At 67.8% G+C, this 22,081-nt stretch carries 21 protein-coding genes; 10 read left to right on the top strand and 11 right to left on the bottom strand.

Annotation, left to right across the window (positions count from 1 at the left end):
• Positions 1–656 precede the first annotated feature (656 nt).
• A complete protein-coding gene (locus AB0H50_RS34985) occupies positions 657–2,207 on the bottom strand; it encodes an acyl-CoA synthetase (protein WP_357461417.1) in 1,551 nt (516 codons plus the stop codon).
• A gap of 61 nt (positions 2,208–2,268) precedes the next feature.
• Complete coding sequence (locus tag AB0H50_RS34980; protein ID WP_357461414.1) at positions 2,269–3,306, bottom strand: LLM class F420-dependent oxidoreductase; 1,038 nt, start codon at positions 3,304–3,306, stop codon at positions 2,269–2,271.
• Positions 3,307–3,524: 218 nt separating this feature from the next.
• On the opposite strand from AB0H50_RS34980, the gene AB0H50_RS34975 reads away from it, so the two are divergent.
• The 4 genes from AB0H50_RS34975 to AB0H50_RS34960 all read left to right on the top strand — a co-directional run bounded on the left by AB0H50_RS34975 (position 3,525) and on the right by AB0H50_RS34960 (position 7,227).
• The gene (locus AB0H50_RS34975; protein ID WP_357461411.1) at positions 3,525–4,490 is read left to right on the top strand and encodes an OB-fold domain-containing protein; all 966 of its coding nucleotides are present in this window, start codon (positions 3,525–3,527) and stop codon (positions 4,488–4,490) included.
• Between the two features lie 12 nt (positions 4,491–4,502).
• A complete protein-coding gene (locus AB0H50_RS34970) occupies positions 4,503–5,537 on the top strand; it encodes a thiolase domain-containing protein (protein WP_357461408.1) in 1,035 nt (344 codons plus the stop codon).
• Complete coding sequence (locus tag AB0H50_RS34965; RefSeq protein WP_357461405.1) at positions 5,534–6,703, top strand: thiolase domain-containing protein; 1,170 nt, start codon at positions 5,534–5,536, stop codon at positions 6,701–6,703. Before AB0H50_RS34970 ends, AB0H50_RS34965 begins: the two co-directional genes overlap by 4 nt.
• A gap of 95 nt (positions 6,704–6,798) precedes the next feature.
• Positions 6,799–7,227, top strand: coding sequence for a nuclear transport factor 2 family protein (locus AB0H50_RS34960; protein ID WP_357461403.1), 429 nt, complete (start codon positions 6,799–6,801; stop codon positions 7,225–7,227).
• A gap of 86 nt (positions 7,228–7,313) precedes the next feature.
• Here the strand turns inward: AB0H50_RS34960 and AB0H50_RS34955 are convergent, their stop codons facing one another.
• Positions 7,314–8,582, bottom strand: a complete 1,269-nt coding sequence (locus AB0H50_RS34955) for a cytochrome P450 (RefSeq protein ID WP_357461400.1) — start codon at positions 8,580–8,582, stop codon at positions 7,314–7,316.
• Between the two features lie 130 nt (positions 8,583–8,712).
• Between AB0H50_RS34955 and AB0H50_RS34950 the strand changes: the two genes are divergently transcribed.
• The gene (locus AB0H50_RS34950) at positions 8,713–9,876 is read left to right on the top strand and encodes a steroid 3-ketoacyl-CoA thiolase (RefSeq protein ID WP_357461398.1); all 1,164 of its coding nucleotides are present in this window, start codon (positions 8,713–8,715) and stop codon (positions 9,874–9,876) included.
• Positions 9,877–10,239: 363 nt separating this feature from the next.
• The gene (locus AB0H50_RS34945; RefSeq protein WP_011207048.1) at positions 10,240–10,656 is read left to right on the top strand and encodes a helix-turn-helix domain-containing protein; all 417 of its coding nucleotides are present in this window, start codon (positions 10,240–10,242) and stop codon (positions 10,654–10,656) included.
• Between the two features lie 553 nt (positions 10,657–11,209).
• Here the strand turns inward: AB0H50_RS34945 and AB0H50_RS34940 are convergent.
• The 5 genes from AB0H50_RS34940 to AB0H50_RS34920 form a co-directional block, all read right to left on the bottom strand.
• The gene (locus AB0H50_RS34940; protein ID WP_357461395.1) at positions 11,210–12,232 is read right to left on the bottom strand and encodes a hypothetical protein; all 1,023 of its coding nucleotides are present in this window, start codon (positions 12,230–12,232) and stop codon (positions 11,210–11,212) included.
• A complete protein-coding gene (locus tag AB0H50_RS34935; RefSeq protein WP_357461392.1) occupies positions 12,229–12,744 on the bottom strand; it encodes an ImmA/IrrE family metallo-endopeptidase in 516 nt (171 codons plus the stop codon). Before AB0H50_RS34935 ends, AB0H50_RS34940 begins: the two co-directional genes overlap by 4 nt.
• Positions 12,745–12,754: 10 nt before the next feature.
• Entirely contained in the window at positions 12,755–13,210 is a 456-nt protein-coding gene (locus AB0H50_RS34930; protein WP_357461390.1) for a hypothetical protein, read from the bottom strand.
• 877 nt (positions 13,211–14,087) lie between these two features.
• Positions 14,088–14,996: an SDR family oxidoreductase gene (locus tag AB0H50_RS34925; RefSeq protein WP_357461388.1), complete on the bottom strand. Its 909-nt coding sequence runs from the start codon at positions 14,994–14,996 to the stop codon at positions 14,088–14,090.
• Between the two features lie 31 nt (positions 14,997–15,027).
• Positions 15,028–15,819, bottom strand: a complete 792-nt coding sequence (locus AB0H50_RS34920) for an SDR family oxidoreductase (RefSeq protein ID WP_357461385.1) — start codon at positions 15,817–15,819, stop codon at positions 15,028–15,030.
• 86 nt (positions 15,820–15,905) lie between these two features.
• Between AB0H50_RS34920 and AB0H50_RS34915 the strand changes: the two genes are divergently transcribed.
• From AB0H50_RS34915 to AB0H50_RS34900, 4 genes are read left to right on the top strand one after another with little or no spacing between them, the layout of a single operon-like run.
• On the top strand, positions 15,906–16,670 hold the full coding sequence (locus AB0H50_RS34915; RefSeq protein ID WP_357461382.1) for an enoyl-CoA hydratase family protein: 765 nt from the start codon (positions 15,906–15,908) through the stop codon (positions 16,668–16,670).
• A gap of 26 nt (positions 16,671–16,696) precedes the next feature.
• Positions 16,697–17,575: a CoA-transferase gene (locus AB0H50_RS34910; protein ID WP_357461380.1), complete on the top strand. Its 879-nt coding sequence runs from the start codon at positions 16,697–16,699 to the stop codon at positions 17,573–17,575.
• Between the two features lie 4 nt (positions 17,576–17,579).
• Positions 17,580–18,335: a CoA-transferase gene (locus AB0H50_RS34905; protein WP_357461378.1), complete on the top strand. Its 756-nt coding sequence runs from the start codon at positions 17,580–17,582 to the stop codon at positions 18,333–18,335.
• Positions 18,335–19,414 carry a nitronate monooxygenase gene (locus tag AB0H50_RS34900; protein ID WP_357461375.1) on the top strand — a complete coding sequence of 360 codons (1,080 nt, stop codon included), beginning with the start codon at positions 18,335–18,337 and terminating at the stop codon, positions 19,412–19,414. Before AB0H50_RS34905 ends, AB0H50_RS34900 begins: the two co-directional genes overlap by 1 nt.
• Positions 19,415–19,631: 217 nt before the next feature.
• On the opposite strand, the gene AB0H50_RS34895 is transcribed toward AB0H50_RS34900, so the two are convergent.
• The 3 genes from AB0H50_RS34895 to AB0H50_RS34885 form a co-directional block, all read right to left on the bottom strand.
• Positions 19,632–20,780 (bottom strand): acetyl-CoA C-acetyltransferase, encoded by a 1,149-nt coding sequence (locus AB0H50_RS34895; protein ID WP_357461480.1) that lies wholly within the window; start codon positions 20,778–20,780, stop codon positions 19,632–19,634.
• A 95-nt stretch (positions 20,781–20,875) separates the two neighbouring features.
• The gene (locus tag AB0H50_RS34890) at positions 20,876–21,493 is read right to left on the bottom strand and encodes a TetR/AcrR family transcriptional regulator (RefSeq protein WP_357461372.1); all 618 of its coding nucleotides are present in this window, start codon (positions 21,491–21,493) and stop codon (positions 20,876–20,878) included.
• A 190-nt stretch (positions 21,494–21,683) separates the two neighbouring features.
• Positions 21,684–21,923 carry a hypothetical protein gene (locus AB0H50_RS34885; RefSeq protein ID WP_357461370.1) on the bottom strand — a complete coding sequence of 80 codons (240 nt, stop codon included), beginning with the start codon at positions 21,921–21,923 and terminating at the stop codon, positions 21,684–21,686.
• Positions 21,924–22,081 lie beyond the last annotated feature (158 nt).

Below are 22,081 nucleotides of genomic sequence, written 5' to 3'. Positions count from 1 at the left end.
ACCCAGGTTGAGCTGGGCCAATTGGTCTGCCTACCAGCGTTTCCCTCGAAGCGGTGCTGGGCACGTCGAGTGCCGTACCCGGCTTACCTCCCGCAGCCGGGCGTGCGTCGTTCGGCTTCCAGCGTGGTCGACCGGCTGTGGTTGCGTTTGGTGTGAGTGAGTGGACCGCCCGTCACTTCAGCGCGTCACACACTTTTCGTACGCCTCACAGAGGCGGTGCCTATGTGAGGCGTGCACGCGATGTGTGGGAACGTCGGCGGTGGGGTTGTTGAGGGGTGTTGTGGGCGGGGTTGCCCCGCCTGGTGTTCGAGTGTGGGGTGGCCGACCGCGTGAAGTGAGCGCACCGCAAATCGACGGTAGTCAAATGGTTGCTAGTTGATCTTCGAATGCCGCCATATGACTACCGTCGAATCCATTTCTCTATCGACGGTAGTCAAATGGCGGTTGGGGGGTTAACAGGATCGGGCTCTCTTTCCGCTTGCGCTTTCTAGACGCAACCACAGCCGGTCGACCCGGCCGCAACCGCAGCGTCGCGCTCCTACTGCGGGAGGTAAGCCGGGTACGGCAGACGACGCGCCCAGCACCGTTCGAGGAATACCTGGGTAGGCACACCAACTGGGGTCCCGCGCAATGGGAACCGTCGCCCAACCCAACCCCTACGACGCCGCCACGTACCGATCCCGCAACTTCCGCTTGTACAACTTCCCATTGGGATCCCGTGGCAGCTCATCCAAATAATCGACCGACCGCGGCATCTTGTACTTCGCCAATTGCGTTGCGGCGAAAGCGAGTAAGTCGGCGGTGAGGGCTTCGCTTGGCTCGACGCCTTCCACAGTCTGGACCACCGCCTTCACCTCCTGCCCCCAATCCGGGTGCGGGACACCGAAGACAGCCACATCCGCGACCTTCGGGTGCGTGATGAGCACGCTCTCGATCTCGGCCGGGTAGATGTTCACTCCGCCGGAAAGGATCAGATCCGAGCGGCGGTCGCAGAGGTAGAGGTAGCCGTCCTCGTCGAGGTAGCCGATGTCACCGACGGTGAACAGGTCGCCGACCCTGGCGTCCTCGGTTTTGGCCTTGTCGTGGTGGTATTCGAAGCTGGAAGCGCCCATCTTCATGTACACCAGGCCGGTCTCGCCCGCGGGGACCTCGCTGCCGTCCTCCTCGCTGAGCACCTTGATCACCGACCACGGCCACGACTTGCCGACCGAGCCGGGCTTGCGCAGCCAGTCGGCGCCGTTGATCACCGTGCCGCCGCCCTCGGTCGCCGCGTAGTACTCGGTGACCGTCGGGCCCCACCACTCCAGCATCTGACGCTTGGTCTCCTGCGGGCACGGCGCCGCACCGTGCACCATGCTGCGCAGCGAGGAGACGTCGTACTTCGCGCGCACCGCCTCCGGCAGCGCGAGCAGCCGGTGGAACTGAGTTGGCACCATGTGACTGTGGGTGACCCGGTGCTTGTCGATCAGGCGCAGCATCTCCTCGGCTTCCCACTTGTCCATGAGAACGAGCTTGTGCCCCAACTGGATCGAGATCGTCGCGAAGTTCAACACCGCGGTGTGATACAGCGGCGAACCGCAGATGTGCACGTGATCGTCGTAGGGCGCCAGCTCGAACAAGCCGAAGAAGGCGGTCGTGTGCGGCGGGACCACGTCCGGGTCGGCGCCGGTCAGCGGACGCCGAACTCCCTTGGGGCGCCCCGTGGTTCCTGAGGTGTAGAGCATCGGCGCGCCCGTGCTGCGCTCTGACGGACGACCGGTGTCGGCCGCGCCGAGCCAAGCCACCGACTTGAAGCCCTCGATCTCGCCGACCGAAAAGCGCGCCGTGACAGGCAGACCCGCTTCGTCGGCGGCGGCCTTCGCCACGGCCGTGAACCGGTCGCTGGCGAAGAACGCCTTCGCCTCGCTGTCCTGGAGGATGTAGGCCACCTCGGGGCCGGTGAGATGCCAGTTCACCGCCACGATGTAGAGCCCCGACTGGTAGGCCGCGAAGTAGGCGGCGACCGCCTCGACGCAGTTGTGCACCATGCTCACCAGCACGTCGCCCGTCCGCAGGCCTAGGGCGCGCAGGCCGGTGGCGTAGCGGTCGGCGAGCGTGGCCAGTTCGCGATAAGTCACTTCCCGGCCCGACGGATCGACCATGGCGATCCGATCGGGTTCGGCGTTCGCGATGTTCCACAGACCGAGAATGTCCACCGACTCCTGCACGGGGGGACGGTGAGGAGACGGGGCGGGTGAGGCAGTCACCCCATTGAATTTAGAACGCGTTCTACCGATCGACAAGGGGTGCGAGCCGGTGCAATTGCTCGATGTCCGGAACCGACACGAGCATCATGGTGACACCGGCGGCCTCCCAGACCTTCAATTGCTGTCGCACATGCTCCTCGTCGCCGATGATGGCGGTGTCGAGGATCAGCTCGTCCGGGACCACGGCCGCCGCCTCGGCCTTCTTGCCCACCTGAAACAGCCTGCCGATCTCGTCGACCTCGCGCTCGTAGCCCATCCGCCGGTAGACCTGGGCGTGGAAGTTCAGCTCCGGCGCACCCATGCCGCCGATGTAGAGCGCCATGATCCAGCGCATCCGTTCCAGCTCGGCGGCGGGGTCGTCGGTGATCACCACTTGGCAACTGGCCGCGATCTCGAAGTCCTCGCGCGATCGGCGCGCACCCGCCCTGGCGAACCCTTCGTCGAGCCAGTCGTTGTACATGTTCGCCAGCCGAGGCGCGTAGTAGATCGCCAGCCAGCCGTCGGCGATCTCGGCGGTGAGCGCCACGTTCTTCGGCCCTTCCGCGCCCAGCCAGATCGGCAAATCCGCACGTAGCGGGTGCACGATCGGCTTCAGCGGCTTACCGAGGCCGATCGAGCCCGGCCCGGTGTACGGCAGCGGGTAGTGCGGCCCGTCGCTGGTCACCGGCGCCTCGCGCGCGAGGATGCGGCGGATGATGCCGACGTACTCGCGGGTGCGCTGCAAGGGTTTGGCGAACGGCTGCCCGTACCAGCCCTCCACCACCTGCGGGCCGGACACCCCGAGCCCGAGGATCGCGCGACCGCCGCTGAGGTGATCGAGAGTCAACGCGTGCATCGCGGTCGCGGCGGGCGTGCGCGCCGACATCTGCACCACCGAGGTTCCCAGCCGGACCCGCTCGGTCGACGAACCCCACCAGGTGAGCGGACCGAAGGCGTCCGAACCCCACGATTCGGCAGCGAAGACGGCGTCGAAGCCCGCTTTCTCGGCCGCGACGACCAACTCCCCCGCGTTCCGCGGCGGCTGCGCCATCCAATATCCGAGTTGCAATCCGAACTTCATGGTCGTCCCTTTCCAAGCAACTTCTTGCCACCAGAATAAGAACCTGTTCTACTCGATAGCGTGACTAAGGGGAATACCGCGTCCGGCGTATTCACGGGTGGGGGCCCGAGGAGATGAGTACCGCCGCGAGCTGGGCGGGACGGACCCGGCCGGGCGCGCGGCGCGAGGACGACCGCCGGAACCGCGGCGGGTGATGAAGAGCTGAGAGAGGGTCGGAATTGGACACCAGCACGGCACCCGATGTGCTGAGCGCCCCGCTGCGGGCGCAATTCGACTACACACGGTCGGTGGGACCGACCATCGGCAGATTCCTGACCGGTCTGCGGAGCCGCAAGGTGGTCGGCGTGCGCGGGACGGACGGCCGGGTTCTGGTGCCGCCCGCCGAATACGATCCGGTGACCAGCCTGCCGCTGACGGAGTTCGTCGACGTCGCCGACACCGGCGTCGTCGCCGCCTGGACCTGGGTGCACGATCCGCTGCCCGGCCAGCCCTTCGACCGGCCGTTCGCCTGGGCGCTGATCCAGCTGGACGGCGCGGACACCAGCCTGCTGCACGCCGTCGACGTCGCCGCGCCCGACCAGATGCGGACCGGCATGCGGGTGCGGGCGCGGTGGGCCGAACAGACCGAGGGCAGCATCAAGGACATCGCCTGCTTCGAACCGGGCGAGCAGTCCACCGCCGAACCCGCCGCCGAAATCGGCGAGCCGGTCACGATGATCGTCACGCCGGTCGACCTGTCCTACAAGCACACCGCCTCCCCGCAGGAGACCGTCTATCTGCGCGGACTCGCCGAGGGCAAGCTGATAGGCGCGCGCACCGACGCCGCGGGCAAGGTGTACTTCCCGCCGCGCGGAGCCAACCCGACCGACGGCAGGCCGACCGACGACTACATCGAACTTTCCGATCACGGCACAATCACCACCTTCTGCATTGTGAACGTCCCGTTCCTCGGGCAGCGCATCAAACCGCCGTACGTCGCGGCCTACGTGCTGCTGGACGGCGCCGACATCCCGGTCCTGCACCTCGTGCTCGGCTGCGAGGCAAGCGAAGTGCGGATGGGCATGCGCGTGAAGGCGGTGTGGAAGCCGCGCGAGGAGTGGGGTCACGGCCTGGAGAACGTCGACCACTTCGAGCCGAGCGGCGAGCCGGACGCCGACTACGAGACCTACAAGCACCACCTGTGAGAGGCGCTTACGTTGACTGACAACGCCACCGACATCGCGGTCGTGGGCTTCGCCCACGCACCGCACGTGCCGGAGACCTTCGGCACCACCAACGGTGTCGAGATGCTGGTGCCCTGCTTCCAGCAGCTCTACTCCGATCTGGGCATCACCAAGTCCGATATCGACTTCTGGTGCTCCGGCTCCTCCGATTACCTTGCCGGACGGGCCTTCTCGTTCATCTCGGCGATCGACGCCATCGGCGCCGTGCCGCCCATCAACGAGTCGCACGTCGAGATGGACGCCGCGTGGGCGCTGTACGAGGCGTTCGTGAAGCTGAAGTCCGGACAGGCCCGCACCGCGCTGGTCTACGGGTTCGGCAAGTCGTCCGCGGGCACGCTGCGCCAGGTGCTCACCATGCAGCTCGACCCCTACCTGGTCGCCCCCCTGTGGCCGGACGCGGTGTCCATCGCCGGTCTCCAGGCTCGGGCCGGGCTCGATGCGGGCCGCTGGACCGAGCGCGACATGGCCGCGGTGGCCGCGGGCGCTTCCGGTGATGTCGAAAGCCTGCTCGCCACACCGTATGTGGCCGATCCGCTGCGCGCCCACGACTGTGCGCCGATCACCGACGGCGCGGCCGCCATCGTGCTCGCGGTCGGCGATCGCGCCCGCGAACTCTGCGAGCGACCCGCCTGGATCACCGGCATGGCGCACCGCGTCGACACCCCGGTGCTCGGCGCCCGCGATCTCACCGTCTCCCCCTCGACTTCGGCTGCGGCACAGGCGGTTACCGGCGGCGATCTGAGCGGGTTCGACGTCGCCGAACTGCACGCGCCGTTCAGCCACCAGCAGCTGATTCTCACCGAGGCCATCGGGCTGAAGCCGGAGACCACCGTGAACGCCTCGGGTGGCGCACTGGCCGCCAACCCGATGTTCGCGGCGGGCTTGGAGCGCATCGGCTTCGCTGCCGAAGCCATCATGGCGGGCACCGCGAACCGCGCGCTCGCCCACGCCACCAGCGGGCCCGCGCTGCAACAGAATCTTGTGACCGTTTTGGAGGGTCAGGCATGAGTTCTCCCGCCGCGGTGCTCGGCACCGGACAAACCCATCACGTGACGAAACGAACCGACGTCTCGATGTCGGGCATGTGCCGCGAAGCAATCGATCGCGCGCTGGCCGATGCCGGGCTCACCATCGCCGATATCGACGCGGTGGTAGTCGGTAAGGCGCCGGACCTGTTCGAGGGCGTCATGATGCCCGAACTGCATATGGCCGACGCGCTCGGCGCGACCGGAAAGCCGCTGCTGCGCGTGCACACCGCCGGTTCGGTCGGCGGTTCCACCGGCGTGGTGGCCGCCAACCTGGTGCAGGCGGGCGTGCACAAGCGGGTGCTCGCGGTGGCCTGGGAGAAGCAGTCGGAGTCGAATGCCATGTGGGCGTTGTCGATTCCGGTGCCGTTCACCATGCCGGTCGGCGCGGGCGCGGGCGGCTACTTCGCCCCGCACGTGCGTTCCTACATCCGCAGGTCGAACGCGCCTACCCACATCGGGGCGATGGTCGCGGTGAAGGACCGGCGCAACGGCGCCAAGAACCCGCTGGCCCACCTCCGGCAGCCCGACATCACGCTGGAATCGGTGCTCGCCTCGCAGATGCTGTGGGATCCGATCCGCTTCGACGAGACCTGCCCGTCCTCGGACGGCGCGTGCGCGATCGTCCTCGGCGACGCCGAGGCGGCCGCGGCGGTGCAGGCCGAGGGCAAGAAGGTGGCGTGGGTGCACGGCACCGCGATGCGCACCGAGCCGACCACCTTCGCCGGACGCGACCAGGTCAACCCGCAGGCCGGCCGGGACGCGGCCGCCGCGCTCTGGAAGGCGGCGGGCATCACCGATCCGCTCGAGGAGATCGATGCCGCCGAGATCTACGTGCCGTTCTCCTGGTTCGAGCCGATGTGGCTGGAGAACCTCGGTTTCGCGGCGCCCGGCGACGGCTGGAAGCTCACCGAGAAGGGCGAGACCGAGATCGGCGGACGCATCCCGGTGAACCCGTCGGGTGGCGTGTTGTCCTCCAACCCGATCGGGGCGTCCGGCCTCATCCGGTTCGCGGAGGCGGCCAAGCAGGTGATGGGACGGGCAGGCGACTACCAGGTCGACGGCGCGCGCAAGGCCATGGGCCACGCGTACGGCGGTGGGTCCCAGTACTTCTCGATGTGGGTTGTAGGCGTGGAGAAACCTCGCTGACGCTCGGATTCTCCACGCCTACCGACGTTGGAGGTCGATCGGGGGCGCTTCGCTTCCCCGATCGACGAATACCTGCCATCAGATACGGAGCTCCAATGACCACCGCCGCTACGTCCACCGAGCACCCCGCGCGCGCCGCCGGACTCGCGTCGCAAGCTGCTGTACGCGCCCGTGCCAAAGATGCGTGGCTGGATTTGTTCGCCGCCGACGGGATCGTCGAAGATCCCATCGGCCCTTCGGGTTTCGATCCCGAGGGCAAGGGTCACCGCGGCCGCGACGCCATCGCGGCGTTCTGGGACAAGGCGATCGCGCAGACCGAATCGATCGAGTTCCTGTTCGATGATTCCTTCGCCTGCGGCAAAGAGGTGGCCTTCACCGGCACCATCCGCACCCGCATCGGCGGGCATCGGATCGACGCAGAGGGCGTGTTCACCTACAAGGTCGACGACGCGGGCAAGATCGCCGCACTGCGCGCGTTCTGGGAGGTCGACCGAGCGATGGCGACCACCGTGCGAGTCGACTGATACCAGCTGCCCTCCCCCTTCGGGCAGCAAACGAAAGGGCCCTCGAACCGGCTGGGGACTCCGGCTCGAGGGCCCTTTTCGCGTGATCAGTGCGCGACCGGGCAGCCGCCCTTGGTCTTGTAGTCGACCGGGAATTCCTTGATGCCGTTCAGCCAGCCGGACCGCAGCCGCTTCGGGTCGCCGAGCTTGGTGATGTCGGGCAGGTGGTCGGCGATGGCATTGAAGATCAGATCGATCTCCAGGCGGGCCAGGTTCGCGCCGATGCAGAAGTGCGCGCCGGTGCCGCCGAAGGACAGATGCTGGTTGTCCTTGCGGGTGATGTCGAACTTCGCCGGGTTCTCGAAGACGTCCTCGTCGAAGTTGGCCGACCGGTACAGCATCACCAGCCGCTGGCCCTTCTTGATCTGCACGCCGCCGAGTTCGGTGTCCTCCAGCGCGGTGCGCTGGAACGAGGTGACCGGGGTGGCCCAGCGGATGATCTCGTCGGCGGCGGTGGCAGGGCGCTCCTTCTTGAACAACTCCCACTGGTCGGGGTTGTCCAGGAAGGCCATCATGCCGTGGGTGATGGCGTTGCGGGTGGTCTCGTTGCCCGCGACCGCAAGCATGATGACGAAGAAGCCGAACTCCTCCTCGCTGAGCTTGTCACCGTCGATATCGGCCTCGATCAGCGTCGTCACGATGTCGTCGGCGGGACATGCCTTGCGGGCGGCGGCCATCTGGTACGCGTAGCCGAGGATCTCCGCTGAGGCGGCCACCGGGTCGGCGTCGTTCTCCGGGTCGTCGTAGCCGGTCATTTGGTTGGACCAGGTGAAGACCTTCATCCGATCTTCCTGCGGAACGCCGATCAGCTCGGCGATCGCCTGCAGCGGCAGCTCGCACGCCACCTGGGTGACGAAATCACCCGCCCCCGACTCGGCCGCGCTCTTCACGATCTCCTCGGCCCGCGACGAGAGCTCGGCGCGCAGGCCGTTGATGGCGCGCGGGGTGAAGCCGCGCGAGATGATCTTGCGGAGCTTGGTGTGCTCGGGCGCGTCCATGTTGAGCAGCACGATGCGCTGGAGCTCGATCTGCTCGCGGGTGATGTCGTCGTTGAATCGCGGGATCGCGGTGTTCTCGAAGCTGGAGAACACGTCGCTGCGCCGCGACACCTCCTTGACGTCGGCGTGCTTGCTCACGACCCAGAACCCCTCGTCCTGGAAGCCACCGGTCTCGGGCGACTGCGGGTTCCACCAGATCGGCGCGGTGCGGCGCAGTTCGGCGAATTCTTCGACCGGAACTCGCTCGGCGTAGATGTCCGGGTCCGTGACGTCGAACCCTTCCGGCAGATTCGGGCGGGCGTTCCGAGTCTCAACCACCAGATGTCTCCTTCGACAAACTGAAACACGTTCTACAATCAATTGCAGCACAGCCGGAAGGACTAGTAAAGAAGCGCAGTACATCCGGCTGGCACACGTTTCAGTTTTACTCCCCAGAGGAAGGTTCAAGATGGGCACACCCGTCATCGTCGAGGCCGCTCGCACTCCGATCGGCAAGCGCGGCGGCTGGCTTTCCGGCCTGCACGCCGCCGAACTCCTCGGCCTCGCCCAGCGCGGGCTGCTCGAGCGCGCCCACCTGGATCCGGCCCAGGTGGAGCAGGTCATCGGCGGCTGCGTCACCCAGGCGGGCGAGCAGTCCAACAACGTCACCCGGGTCGCGTGGCTGCACGCGGGACTGCCGTGGCAGGTCGGCGCGACCACGATCGACGCCCAGTGCGGTTCGGCACAGCAGGCCAACCATCTGGTGGCCGGCCTCATCGCCGCGGATGCGATCGATATCGGCATGGCCTGCGGCGTCGAGGCGATGAGCCGAGTTCCATTGGGCGCCAACGTCGGCGAGCACGCCGGTCCGCGCAGGCCCGCGTCGTGGAACATCGACCTGCCCAACCAGTTCGAGGCTGCGGAGCGGATTGCCAAGCGGCGCGGCATCTCTCGCGCGGACGTCGACGAATTCGGCGCGCGCTCACAGCGACTCGCCGGACAAGCATGGGCCGAGGGGCGTTTCGATCGCGAGGTGCTGTCGGTCACCGCCCCCGCGGTGGACAAGGAAGGCAATCTCACCGGCGAGAAGCTGGATGTCACCCGGGATCAGGGTCTGCGCGAGACCACGGCGGAAGGCCTGGCCAAGCTGAAGCCGGTCCTGGAGGGCGGCGTGCACACCGCGGGCAGCTCGTCGCAGATCTCCGACGGCGCGGCCGCGGTGCTGCTGATGGACGAAAAGGCCGCGCAGCGAGCGGGTTTGCGGCCGCGCGCACGGATCGTGACCCAGGCGCTGGTCGGCGCCGAGCCGGAATTCCACCTCGACGGTCCGGTGCAGGCGTGCACCCGCCTGCTCGAGCGCTCGGGCATGAATATCGGCGACATCGACCTTTTCGAGATCAATGAGGCCTTCGCTTCGGTCGCACTTTCATGGGCTTCTGTACACCAGCCGGACATGGACCGGGTGAATGTCAACGGCGGCGCGATCGCGCTCGGCCATCCGGTCGGGTCCACCGGATCCCGGCTCATCACAACGGCTTTGCACGAACTGGAACGCACCGGCGGCAGCACCGCAATGGTTCTCATGTGTGCCGGTGGCGCACTGGCGACAGGTACGATCATCGAGAGGTTGTAGCAACTTCAACCAATTTTCCGCCCATTTGTTGAACGTTCATCCCAGAGCCCGCAAAACGTGTCGTACGCCACACAATGGCCGGTACGCCCGACTAGATGAGATGTCAGCTATCTTCTCGTTAACATCACCTCGATCGGGAAGACCCCCGCGACGGGCCAGAACCGGGTCGTACAGCGTCTTCACTAGAGACGTTGGCGCGACCCGCAAACGCAACCGTCCCAGTGACTTCGCCGACCGCCCACCTAGAAGCTTCAAGGAAATCCTGAATCAGGCGTAGGTTTTCAGTTACTGAGCCGCTAATATCAATGATACGTATCCGAGATAACGACTGTTAGTACAGCGAAGGGAATTGGGCGGCTCACAATGGCTGATTTCGCGGCGCGGCTGAACAAGCTGTTCGAAACCGTGCATCCCCCGGGGCGCAAGCCGCACACCAACGCGGAGGTTGCGGCTGCGCTGACGGCCTCCGGGCATCCGATCTCGAAACCGTATCTCTCGCAGTTGCGGTCGGGCCAACGGACCAACCCGTCGGACGAAACGGTGGCTGCACTGGCCAAGTTCTTCAAGGTCAAGCCGGACTACTTCTTCAACGACATCTATGCCGCCAAGATCGATCACGATCTAGAGCTGCTGTCCCAGCTGCAGGGCTACGGACTGCGTCGGCTGTCGAGTAGGGCGTTCGACCTGTCCGAAGAATCGCAGAACCTTCTCACCTCCATGGCGGAGAAGTTGCGGGCGAGTGAGGGCTTGCCCGAAATTCCTCCGGACGGAACCGAATAAGGTTCTCCCACAGCGCAGCACAGTGCGGCCATCGGTCGCACTGTGCTGCGTTGTGCGCGAACCAGCTTCCCGAGGCCGGGTAGACCACCGCGACACAAGGCTTCCAGCCGAATCCAATTCGGCGTTGTGGGCGCATTCCGTCGTGCCCGCGGATTGCGTGCAGATTCGGTTTCCGCGCTGTGCAAGAACGTTTGAAAGTGCACCGGTCGACCCCTACCGCGCGGGTTGCGAGCGCCATTGCGCAAACGCGTGCCACACAGCGGAAGACAGCGCGAGCAAGTTCGATCTTCGGTCGGTAGCCCCGATTTCAGGGGGCATTACATTCCGCCGATGGACACGGGTCCAACTTCTATCCCGCGCCGTTGCCGTCACGGTGACGATGCCCTCACGACCTTGCGGTGCGCACTGTGAGCAGTCATAGCACCCGCTAGGTCGACGTCATCGAGGGAGACCGGCAACACTCGTGGCCGAAAAACGCGATGCGCGAACGACGCCTGTCATCGCATGCGGAAGCGATACCGACTCGGCGCGGCGTGTGGTCGCCGCCGGTAGGTCATCGTGAAACCGCCTGCTCCGAATGCGCGCCCGCAGTGGACTCGTAGGCGCGCGCGATCGCCTGCACCCAGCCGCGCGGGCTGACACCCTCCGGTGGCGCGATCCATCGTGCGTCTATCACTGTGTCGCCCAATGGATTTCGTGCCCATCGCGCCACTCGACCGGCACGCTCGGGGATGGCGGCGGGCGGCGGGCCCGCGGCCGCCAGCTCGACGCCGCCGCCGGATTGCAGGTAGAGGGCGTCCATGATCTGGGCGACCTGGTCCGATGCTCGCAGCTGCGTCGAGGTTCCGGTCTGGTCGTGCGCAACCACTTCGGGGAACCGGCCGACCATCAGGCGATGCAGCGATCGAGTCCGGCTCAGCAGCACCCTGGCTCGCACCCACAGCTCGACCACGATCCACACCGCGCCGAAAGCGACCAGCAGCGCGGCGATTTCCCACGCCGGCCAGCCCCACGTCGGCTGTCCGGCGGGCGCCCGCGGCTCGTCGGCCAGCGCGCGCCGCACCTGAAGCACCGCGAGCCCGCCGACCAGCGCGGTTCCCCCGGTGTAGACGGCGATGCCGCGGCCGAGCGTCGTCCAGTCCAGATTACGCAGTCCGGTCACGACGATGAAGATCGCGCCGAGTGCGACGAGAAACCAGCCGAACATGTACGACCAAGACAGCGCGATGGCCACCGTGGTCTTACCCGCCGCGTAGATCACCATGGCAATCTGGCGCAGGTTGCGCCGCGAGACCACCGGCCATGCCGCGGCGGCCACCACCGAGGTGGCCGTGGCGAACGCGAGCCATGCCGACACCACGACGCCGTCGGAGAGCAACCCTGAGCGCAGGCCGTGCGGGCGCAGATTGTCTATGGCGAGGGCGATTTCGGGTACCGCGACCGTCGCGCCGAGCGCCACCGCGGCCACCGCGACGACGATCGCCACCCGCGCCGTCGTCGCGGGCTTCACCAGCACGCGCCCCACGCGCGCGCCCGCGGCCACCCAGACCAGCATGGCCGTCAGCCAGAACGTCATCCAAGTGCCTCATCGAATCGAAGGACCGAGACGCCTGCGCCTCGGCTGTTGAAGACGCGCAGCCGGGTCATCAGCATGGCGGCGAAGGTCTCGGCCTCCCATTCGGCCAGTTCGTCGGCGCCGTCGTCGACGATCTGCTGATGGGCACGCTGGCTCAGCATGTAGGCGATCAAGTCGTCGCTCGCCTCCAGCGTCACCTCCGGCGCGGGCGCGCCTTCGTGATCGAAGACGATGTGGCCGAGTTCGTGGGCCAGCGTGTGGTCGCGGCTCGGCAACGCGGTGGCCAGCACGATGACGTCCCGGTCGGGATAGAACCTGCGTTGGCCGCAGACGCCGGGACCGAGCTGAGCGCTGGCGATCTCGATGTCCCGCTCGCGCTCGTCGGCGACCGCGGCGACCACCTCGTCCAGCGTGGTCGCGTCGTAGTCGGCGGCAACGGCGCACACCGCGTCGACCGCGGCCGCCACCCGCCGGTAGGACCGAGAGCCGCTCTGCGTCCTGCTCTCACTCATGGCTGACCCCTCACGACCTCGGGCCGAAGAACTGGGCGCGGGCGGCGTCCACCCTGGCCTGTGCGGCGGAGGCGCTCTGGAAACTGACCGCGCCGGAACCGATTCCGGCGAGCGCGAGCGCGATGAGGCCGCCGACGACCGAGAGCATGTTCGGTGCGGGCAGACCGTCGTCGGCGCTCGTCGGGCGCACGTTGTGGTTCGGATTCGCGGGCGCTTGCGGCGCGGCCGGGGCTGGGTCGGGCGGCGGTGCCTGCTCCGGAACCGCCTCGGGGGCGGGCGGCACGGCGACCGGGACGGGTGCGAGCCGTGGAGCCGGGGCATCGGGGGCGGGCGGAATGATCAGGGGCGCTGAGGGAATCGCCGGGGCCGACGGTGTCGGCAACGGGATCAGCAGGAGCGACAGCGGCGAGGCGGAGCCGACCGCGGCAGAACCGACGGCGGCGGAACTGAGGCCTGCGGAAGCCACACCCGCGGAACCAACACCGGCCGAACCCACACCCGCGGAACCAACACCGGCCGAACCCACACCAACCGAACCGACACCGGCAGAACCGACACCGGCAGAGCCGACAGCTGCGGCCGAACCGACAGCTGCCGAACCGACAGCTGCGGCCGACCCGGTGCCGAGCAGCGCGCCCAATCCGGCAGACCCGGTACCGATTACAGCGCCCAACCCGGCGGAGCCGGTGCCGAGGAGCGCACTCAATCCCGCCGACCCGGTACCGAGCGCAAAGCCCAACCCGACGGAACCGACCGCACCAGCCGAGCCCAACTCGGCGGATCCTGCGGCACCGGCGGAACCGAGTCCGGCGGAACCGGCCGAGCCCAACCGGGCGGACCCTGCGGCACCGGCCGAACCGAGGCCAGCGGACCCTGCGGCGCCCGCCGAGCCCGCGCCGGACAAACCGATCTCCTCGGCGGCGGGCTCGGGAGTCATTGGCACCGGCGGCAATCCGGGGCCCGTGGCGGAGGCGCCCGACGCGGGGACGCGCGGCTGTCCCGGCTCATCGAGCGGTATGCCACCCGGTTGCGCGAGGGCGGCAACCGAACCGACTAGCGCGAAACCGGTCGCAGCTCCGGCTAGTACTACCGCACGGAACGTGCGACCAACGGCCATGCGCCAGCCTTCCCCTCATCTTCGTACAGCGCAGATCTGTGCCCGGTCGCAACACCTCATCCGGGGCTTTTCGACGGACGGGTGCTCATCGTAAACCCCCGCCCCGAACGGCGCAGGAAAAGGACGGCAGGGCACAGCGACGCCCGGAGGGGTCGGGCGTCGCGTCACATGCCGTTAGCTCGAATTTCACTGGGCGAGCCCACGGCCCGCCAACTGAACGAATTGATCAGGCTCCGTACACCGGCTCCGGCGGTGCTGCCTTCGCGATGAGGTCCGCGACGACCGGGCCGAGTTCGGCGGGCTCCCAGCGCGCGCCGCGATCTACCGCGACGCCGTGCCGCCAGCCGTCGGCCAGCGCGACCTTGCCGCCCTCCACCTCGAACATGCGGCCGGTGACACCGGCGGACTGCGGACTGCCGAGCCAGACGACCAGCGGCGAGATGTTCTCCGGAGCCATCGCGTCGAACCCGTTCTCGGGCTTGGCCATCGTCTCGGCGAAGACGGTCTCGGTCATCCTGGTGCGCGCGGCGGGCGCGATGGCGTTGACCGTGACGCCGTACCTGGCGAACTCGGCGGCGGCGGTCAGGGTCAGACCGGCGATGCCCGCCTTCGCGGCGCCGTAGTTGCCCTGGCCGACGCTGCCCTGCAAGCCCGCGCCGGAGCTGGTGTTGATGATGCGGGCGTCGACCGGGCGACCCGCCTTGCTCTCGCCGCGCCAGTACTCGATCGCGTGGCGCATGGTGGCGAAATGGCCCTTGAGGTGCACCCGCACCACCGCGTCCCACTCGTCCTCGCCCAGGTTGACCAGCATCCGGTCGCGCACGAAGCCCGCGTTGTTGACCAGCACGTCGAGGCCGCCGAATGCGTCGACGGCCTGCCGGATCAGGTTGCGCGCGCCCGCCCAGTCCGCGACGTCGTCGCCGTTGGCCACGGCCTGGCCGCCCATCGCCTCGATTTCGGCGACCACCTGCTGGGCAGGCGTCTCGGCGGTGGACGCGCCGTCGAGGGCGGAGCCGAGGTCGTTGACCACCACGCGCGCGCCAGCGGCCGCGAAGGCCAGCGCGTGCGCCCGGCCGATGCCGCGGCCCGCGCCGGTGACGACGACGGTGCGCCCGGCGCAGATCTGCTCACTCATTACCTGTTGTCCTCTTTCGTTCCGTTCGGGATCAGGCCCGCTGCTGGTCGTGCTCCGCGGTGGACGCGGCAAGGAAGGCGGGGCGCTCGCCGCCCCCGTGCACCGGCAGCGAGGCGCCGCTGACGTAGGCGGCGAGGGGTGAGGCCAGGAAGGCCGCGGCGCGGCCGATGTCCTCGGGACGGGCCATCCTGCCGAGCGGAACCGTCGCGGCGACGGCGTCGACGCCATCACGGTCGCCGTAGTGCATTTCGCTGAGCTCGGTCTCGACCAAGCCGACCACCAGTGAGTTCACCCTGACCTTCGGGGCCCACTCGACAGCGAGCGATTGAGTCAGGTTGTCGATGCCCGCCTTGGCCGCGCCGTAGGCCGCGGTGCCCGGGGAGGGCCGGTGGCCGCTGACGCTGGAGATCATCACGATCGATCCGCCGTCGGGCTGTTCCTGCATCACGGCGTTGGCGGCCTGCGAAACCAGCAGCGGGGCGAGGAGATTCAGCTCCACGATCTTGGCGTGGAAATTCTTGCTCGCGGTGGCGGCGAGCGCGAAGGGGGCGCCGCCCGCGTTGTTCACCAGGTGGTCGAGCCGCCCGTGGCGTGCGACCACGGTGTCGATCATGCCCTGGACCGCGTCGGCGTCGCGGACGTCGCAGGGCAGGTACTCGATCTCCCGGCCGTCGTGGACCACCGGCGCGTCGGCCGGACGCCGGGCGCATGCGACCACCGTCGCACCAGCGGCCAGAAATGTCCTGCTGATCCCCGCGCCGACGCCGCGTACGCCGCCGGTGACCAGAACGACGCGATCGGTCAGATCGATTTCGAGTCCCACCGTGCTAACCTACCAAGCAACTGCTTGCTTTGCCAATGCCGGCGATATCCGGCACGCACCACGAGCTCAGAAACGAAGGACATGCGATGGGGATCAACCGTCACTCCGAATCAACCGGCATCACCGTGGTCACGGTCGACTACCCGCCGGTCAACGCCATCCCGACCGACGGCTGGTTCGCCATCGCCGACGCCGTCCGGGCGGCCGGGCGCGACCCAGAGACCAAGGTCGTGGTGCTGCGCGCCGAGAACCGCGGGTTCAACGCCGGCGTCGACATCAAGGAGATCCAGAGCAAGCCGGGCCACCAGGCGCTGATCGACGCCAACCACGGCTGCTTCGAGGCGTTCGCCGCGGTATACGACTGCCCGGTGCCGGTCATCGCGGCGGTGCAGGGCTTCTGCCTCGGCGGCGGTATCGGCCTCGTCGGCAACGCCGACGTCGTCATCGCCTCCGACGACGCCACCTTCGGCCTGCCCGAAGTCGATCGCGGCGCGCTCGGCGCGGCCACCCACCTCTCGCGGCTGGTCCCCCAGCACCTGATGCGCGCGCTGTTCTACACCGCGAGCACCATCACCGCCCAGCAGCTGCAGCACTACGGCTCGGTGTACCAGGTGGTGCCGCGCGCCGAACTCGACGCCGCCGCAATGGAAGTCGCCAAGAACATCGCGGCCAAGGACGGCCGGGTGATCCGCGCGGCCAAACGCGCGCTCAACGGCATCGACGTGCAGGACGTGCATCGCAGCTACCGCTACGAGCAGGGCTTCACTTTCGAGCTGAACCTGGCGGGCGTCGCCGACGAGATCCGCGCCAGGTTCGACGACGACCTCGCGGCACGCAAGGCCGACAAGTAGCCCGCCCACCGGATACAGGAGAACACATGCGGGACAAGCGAATGTCGCTCGACGACGTGGTCGGCGAGCTGCGCAGCGGAATGACCATCGGCATCGGCGGCTGGGGTTCCCGGCGCAAGCCGATGGCGCTGGTGCGGGCCATCCTGCGCTCGGAACTCACCGATCTGACCGTGGTCAGCTACGGCGGCCCAGACCTGGGTCTGCTCTGCTCGGCGGGCAAGGTGCGCAAGGCGTATTACGGGTTCGTGTCGCTGGATTCGGCGCCCTTCTACGATCCGTGGTTCGCCAAGGCGCGCACCGAGGGCGCGATCACGGTCCGCGAGATGGACGAGGGCATGATCAAGTGCGGTCTGCAGGCCGCGGCGGCCCGGCTGCCGTTCCTGCCGATCCGCGCCGGCCTCGGCTCCGCGGTCATGGATTTCTGGGAGGGCGAGCTGAAGACCGTCGCCTCTCCCTACCCCTCGGCCGACGGACGGACCGAAACGCTCGCCGCGATGCCCGCACTGAATCTCGATGCGGCACTGGTCCACCTGGACCTCGGCGACAAGCACGGCAATGCCGCCTACACCGGCGTCGATCCCTACTTCGACGATCTGTACTGCCTGTCCGCCGAACGCCGCTACCTGTCGGTGGATCGGCTGGTCGAGACCGAGGAGCTGGTGAAAGCCGTTCCGCAGCAGGCGATCGTCCTCAACCGCATGATGGTCGACGGCATGGTCGAAGCCCCCGGCGGCGCGCACTTCACCTTTTCCGGCAGCTACGGCCGGGACGAGAAATTCCAGCGTCACTACGTCGCGGCCGCCGGGACGCCCGAGTCGTGGGCCGAGTTCAAGGCCACCTACCTCGACGTCTCCGAGGACGAATACCAGGCGGCCGTCCGCGCTTTCGCCACGCAGGAGGGCTGACCCGATGACCGATACCACCACGAGCACCCGCGCCGAAGTGTGCGTCGTCGCCTGCGCGGAGATCTTCCGCGGCGCGGGCGAGATCATGGCGAGCCCGATGTCGCCGGTCACCACGATCGGCGCGCGACTGGCCCGGCTGACCTTCGAACCGGATCTGCTGCTCTCCGACGGCGAGGCGCTGTATCTGGCCGAAACTCCCGCGCTCGGCGCGAAAGCCCCCATCGAGGGCTGGATTCCGTTCTCCAAGGTCTTCGACGTGGTCGCCTCCGGGCGGCGGCACGTGGTCATGGGCGCCAACCAGCTCGACCGATACGGCAACCAGAACCTGTCCGCCTTCGGCCCACTCCAGCGGCCGATCAGGCAGATGTTCGGTGTCCGCGGCGCGCCGGGCAACACCATCAACCACGCCACCAGCTACTGGGTGCCCAGGCACAACAAGCGGGTGTTCTGCGAGCAGGTCGACATCGTCTCCGGAATCGGTTACGACAAGGTCGATCCGGAGAACCCGGCTTTCCGCTTCCACCACCTGCACCGGGTCGTGAGCAATCTGGGTGTCTTCGATTTCGGCGGGCCTGGCAACACGATGCGGGCGCTCTCGCTGCACCCCGGGGTGAGCGCTGGCGAGGTCGCCGAGAACACCTCGTTCGAGATCGCCGGGCTCGGCGAGGCGGGCGAGACACGGCTGCCGAGCGCGGAGGAACTCCGGATCATCCGAACGGTGCTGGATCCCAAGGGCATTCGAGACAAGGAGGTAGCCTGATGGCCACGCGCCTGCATACCCCGCTGACCGAATTGGTCGGCGTCGAGCATCCCGTCGTCCAGACCGGCATGGGCTGGGTGGCCGGTCCGAGCCTGGTGTCGGCCACCGCCAACGCGGGCGGCCTCGGCATTCTCGCCTCGGCGACCATGACCTTCGCGGAGCTGGAAGCAGCGATCGCGAAGACCAAGTCGCAGACCGACAAGCCGTTCGGCGTGAACATCCGCGCCGACGCCTCCGACGCCAACGAGCGCATCGACCTGCTGATCCGGGAGAAGGTGAAGGTCGCGTCGTTCGCGCTCGCGCCCAAGCAGGATCTCATCGCCAAGCTGAAAGACGCGGGCGTCGTGGTGATTCCGTCGATCGGCGCGGCCAAGCACGCGGTGAAAGTGGCCTCGTGGGGCGCCGACGCGGTGATCGTGCAGGGCGGCGAGGGCGGCGGGCACACCGGCCCGGTGGCGACCACGCTGCTGCTGCCTTCGGTGCTCGACGCGGTCGACATCCCGGTCGTCGCGGCGGGCGGATTCTTCGACGGACGCGGCCTGGCGGCGGCGCTGGCCTACGGCACGGCGGGCGTCGCGATGGGCACCCGCTTCCTGCTGACCCAGGAGAGCTCGGTGCCCGACGCGGTGAAGCAGGAGTACCTGCGCAGACAGTTGCAGGACACCGTGGTCTCGCTGAAAGTCGACGGCATGCCGCATCGAGTGCTGAACACCGAACTGGTGCAGCGGCTGGAGAATTCGGGCCGTTGGCGCGGCCTGGCCGCGGCGGTGTCGAACGCGGCGCGGTTCAAGAGCATGACCGGCATGAAGTGGTCGACCATGGTTCGCGACGGGCTCGCCATGCGAAAGACCAAGGACCTCAGCTGGTCCCAGGTGATCATGGCCGCCAACACCCCGATGCTGTTGCGCGCCGGGCTCGTCGAGGGCAACACCCAGGCGGGCGTGCTGGCGGCGGGGCAGGTCACCGGGATCATCGATGACCTGCCGACCTGCAAGGAACTCATCGATCACGTGGTCGCCGACGCGCTGGCGCGGATCGAGGCGATGTCGGTACTGGCCGGTCAGACGGCTACTCACTGACTCCGATCAGCACCGACCTACAAGGCCGCTCGGTCCCCCGATCGAGCGGCCTTGTCATGACTTCGCAGACGTTTCGCACGGTTCGCAGCGCGTACAGGCCCTGCGAAGCGTGTGGAGGATCTGCGAGGATCCACTGCGCAGTTGGTGGCTGATCGTGTGGGCGCAATGAAAACCGCGCCGGACGAAGGACATTCGCCCGGCGCGGATCGTGCCAGAGTTACAGGCGCTCGATGATGGTGGCGTTGGCGGTGCCGCCACCCTCGCAGATGGTCAGCAGGCCGTAGCGGCCGTTGCGGCGTTCCAGCTCGTTGAGCAGGGTGGCGAAGAGTTTGGCGCCGGTGGCGCCGAGCGGGTGGCCGAGGGCGATGGCGCCGCCGTTGACGTTGACCTTCTCCGGGTCGGCGCCGGTCTCCTTCAGCCAGGCCAGCACGACGGGCGCGAAGGCTTCGTTGATCTCGACAACGTCGATGTCGTCGATGGTGAGGCCGGTCTTCGCCAGCGCCCACTTGGTGGCCGGGATGGGCGCGGTGAGCATGAAGATCGGGTCGGCGCCGCGCGCGCTGACGTGGTGGATGCGGGCGCGCGGCTTCAGGCCGTATTCCTGCACCGCCCACTCGGAGGCGAGCAGCGTTGCGCTCGCGCCGTCGGAGATCTGGCTGGCGACCGCGGCCGTCAGCGGGCTGCCCTCGGCGAGCGCGGGCAGCGAGGCCATCTTCTCCAGCGAGGTCTCGCGCGGGCCCTGGTCGATCCAGAAGTCGCCCACCGGGACGATCTCGTTGTCGAACTTGCCCTCCGTGATGGCCTGGCGGGCGCGCTCGTGGCTGCGCAGCGCCCACTGCTCCATGTCCTGGCGGCTGATGCCCCACTTCTCGGCGATCAGCTGCGCGCCGCGGAACTGGGAGACCTCGTCGGTGCCGTACCGGTGGTCCCAGCCCTGCGCGCCGACGAACGGCGACTCGAAGCCGTACTCCTTGCCCGCCAGCATGGCCGCCGAGATCGGGATGGCGCTCATGTTCTGCACGCCGCCCGCGACGATCACCTCGGCGGTGCCGCTCATGATGGCCTGCGCGCCGAAATTGATGGCCTGCTGGGAAGATCCGCACTGCCGGTCGACGGTGACGCCGGGGACTTCCTCCGGGTAGCCCGCGGTCAGCCACATGGTGCGGCCGATGTTGCCCGCCTGCGGACCGACGTTGTCGACGCAGCCGACGATCACGTCGTCGACGTTGATCGGGTCGATCGGGCTGCGGTCGAACAGTCCTCGCAGCGCGGCCGCACCCAGATCGGCCGGGTGCACACCGGCCAGCGCGCCGCCGCGCTTGCCGACCGGGGTGCGCACCGCGTCGATCACGTAGGCGGCCCGCAGCGGGGTGTAAGGGGGACGGTAGCTGTCGGAGCCTGCGGAGACGGCGGGGCGGGTAGGCCCAGTGCGGCGGGCGGAAGGTGCAGACATGGGGTCTCCTAGTCGGTGTGCCGCGAGGCGGTGAGCCCGTCGAGCACGATGGTGAGGTACTGCTTGGCGAGGTTTTCGACGGTGATGGCGCCGCCCGGCTGGTACCAGCGCACGGCGACCCACACGGTGTCGCGCAGGAAGCGGTAGGCGAGTTCGACGTCGAGCTCGGGACGGAAACTGCCGTCCTTCACACCGTTGGTCAGCACCCGGTGCCAAAGCTCGCGGAACTCGCGGTTGTACTCCTCGATATAGGCGAAACGCTCCGCGTCGCGCAGCCGTTTGGCCTCGGCCTGGTAGATCGCGACCGCCGCGTGGAAGCGGTCGAACGACTCGTAGGACGCGATCACCAAGGCTTCCAAGGTGTCTCGCGAGCTGAGGCCGGAGCCGACGATCTCGCGGTAGCGGCCGAACAGGTCGTCGAGGAAGCCGCGCAGGATCTCGTCCACCATCGACTCCTTGGAATCGAAGTGGTGGTAGAGACTCCCGGATAGAATCCCGGCCGCGTCGGCGATGTCGCGCACCGTGGTCGCGCGCAATCCACGCTGGGCGAACAGGTCGGCCGCCAGCGCGAGCAGTTCGTTGCGTCGTGTGGATTTCGAGGCGTCAGGTGCGGTCACGAAGGTCATGATACAACCAAGCATTTGCTTGGTGCCAGTGTGCGCCGCGAACGGTCGAGATCACCTGCTCGTCGTGGATATGACCCGGCGCGCCATGTCGCCGTGACTGCGCCGTGGCGTATGCGGGCTCCGGCCTGACAGAGGCGCTGACCGACGCCCTCACCCTCGCCGACCCGCCGCAAGGGGGTCAGCCGATTCTTCAGCCGTTGATGTCATCCGAGTCATTGTCGATATCAATGCCCCGGGGGCGGGGTGGCCACGGTGGAGCATCGATCCTTTGTCCCGTCCACGGGTCGACTGCAACGACGGAAAACTCTGCGTGGCCGAGCAGGCCGGAGCGATCCCACAGCGGGGTGTCACCGAAGAATACGGTGGCCGACACCTCGGGATGCCGGTCGGAAACGAATAGTGTCCATCCAGTACCGAATCCGATCCGCACGCTTCCAGATTTGAAAAGGACAGGTGACAGAATTGGCGCAGCGACCATCTGCTCGACGTCAGCCCTAGGCCGTGTCTCCCAATGATTTGAGCCATTCGACGACGAGGGCCAGGACGAATCCGGCACGGTAGGTGATGGCCAGCTTGTCGTAGCGTGTG

The organism is Nocardia sp. NPDC050793 (assembly GCF_040654065.1).
Classification (GTDB): domain Bacteria; phylum Actinomycetota; class Actinomycetes; order Mycobacteriales; family Mycobacteriaceae; genus Nocardia.
Note: the sequence above shows the minus strand (reverse complement) of the source record. Positions and strands in the feature narration are given on the sequence as shown.

What these genes read in the sequence shown, in the direction of transcription:
- AB0H50_RS34950 (WP_357461398.1), top strand. Translation starts at nt 8,713, where the DNA reads ATGGGCACACCCGTCATCGTCGAGGCCGCTCGCACTCCGATCGGCAAG.
- AB0H50_RS34980 (WP_357461414.1), bottom strand. Translation starts at nt 3,306, where the DNA reads ATGAAGTTCGGATTGCAACTCGGATATTGGATGGCGCAGCCGCCGCGG.
- AB0H50_RS34910 (WP_357461380.1), top strand. Translation starts at nt 16,697, where the DNA reads ATGCGGGACAAGCGAATGTCGCTCGACGACGTGGTCGGCGAGCTGCGC.
- AB0H50_RS34965 (WP_357461405.1), top strand. Translation starts at nt 5,534, where the DNA reads ATGAGTTCTCCCGCCGCGGTGCTCGGCACCGGACAAACCCATCACGTG.
- AB0H50_RS34905 (WP_357461378.1), top strand. Translation starts at nt 17,580, where the DNA reads ATGACCGATACCACCACGAGCACCCGCGCCGAAGTGTGCGTCGTCGCC.
- AB0H50_RS34960 (WP_357461403.1), top strand. Translation starts at nt 6,799, where the DNA reads ATGACCACCGCCGCTACGTCCACCGAGCACCCCGCGCGCGCCGCCGGA.
- AB0H50_RS34940 (WP_357461395.1), bottom strand. Translation starts at nt 12,232, where the DNA reads ATGACGTTCTGGCTGACGGCCATGCTGGTCTGGGTGGCCGCGGGCGCG.
- AB0H50_RS34915 (WP_357461382.1), top strand. Translation starts at nt 15,906, where the DNA reads ATGGGGATCAACCGTCACTCCGAATCAACCGGCATCACCGTGGTCACG.
- AB0H50_RS34935 (WP_357461392.1), bottom strand. Translation starts at nt 12,744, where the DNA reads ATGAGTGAGAGCAGGACGCAGAGCGGCTCTCGGTCCTACCGGCGGGTG.
- AB0H50_RS34925 (WP_357461388.1), bottom strand. Translation starts at nt 14,996, where the DNA reads ATGAGTGAGCAGATCTGCGCCGGGCGCACCGTCGTCGTCACCGGCGCG.
- AB0H50_RS34890 (WP_357461372.1), bottom strand. Translation starts at nt 21,493, where the DNA reads ATGACCTTCGTGACCGCACCTGACGCCTCGAAATCCACACGACGCAAC.
- AB0H50_RS34945 (WP_011207048.1), top strand. Translation starts at nt 10,240, where the DNA reads ATGGCTGATTTCGCGGCGCGGCTGAACAAGCTGTTCGAAACCGTGCAT.
- AB0H50_RS34900 (WP_357461375.1), top strand. Translation starts at nt 18,335, where the DNA reads ATGGCCACGCGCCTGCATACCCCGCTGACCGAATTGGTCGGCGTCGAG.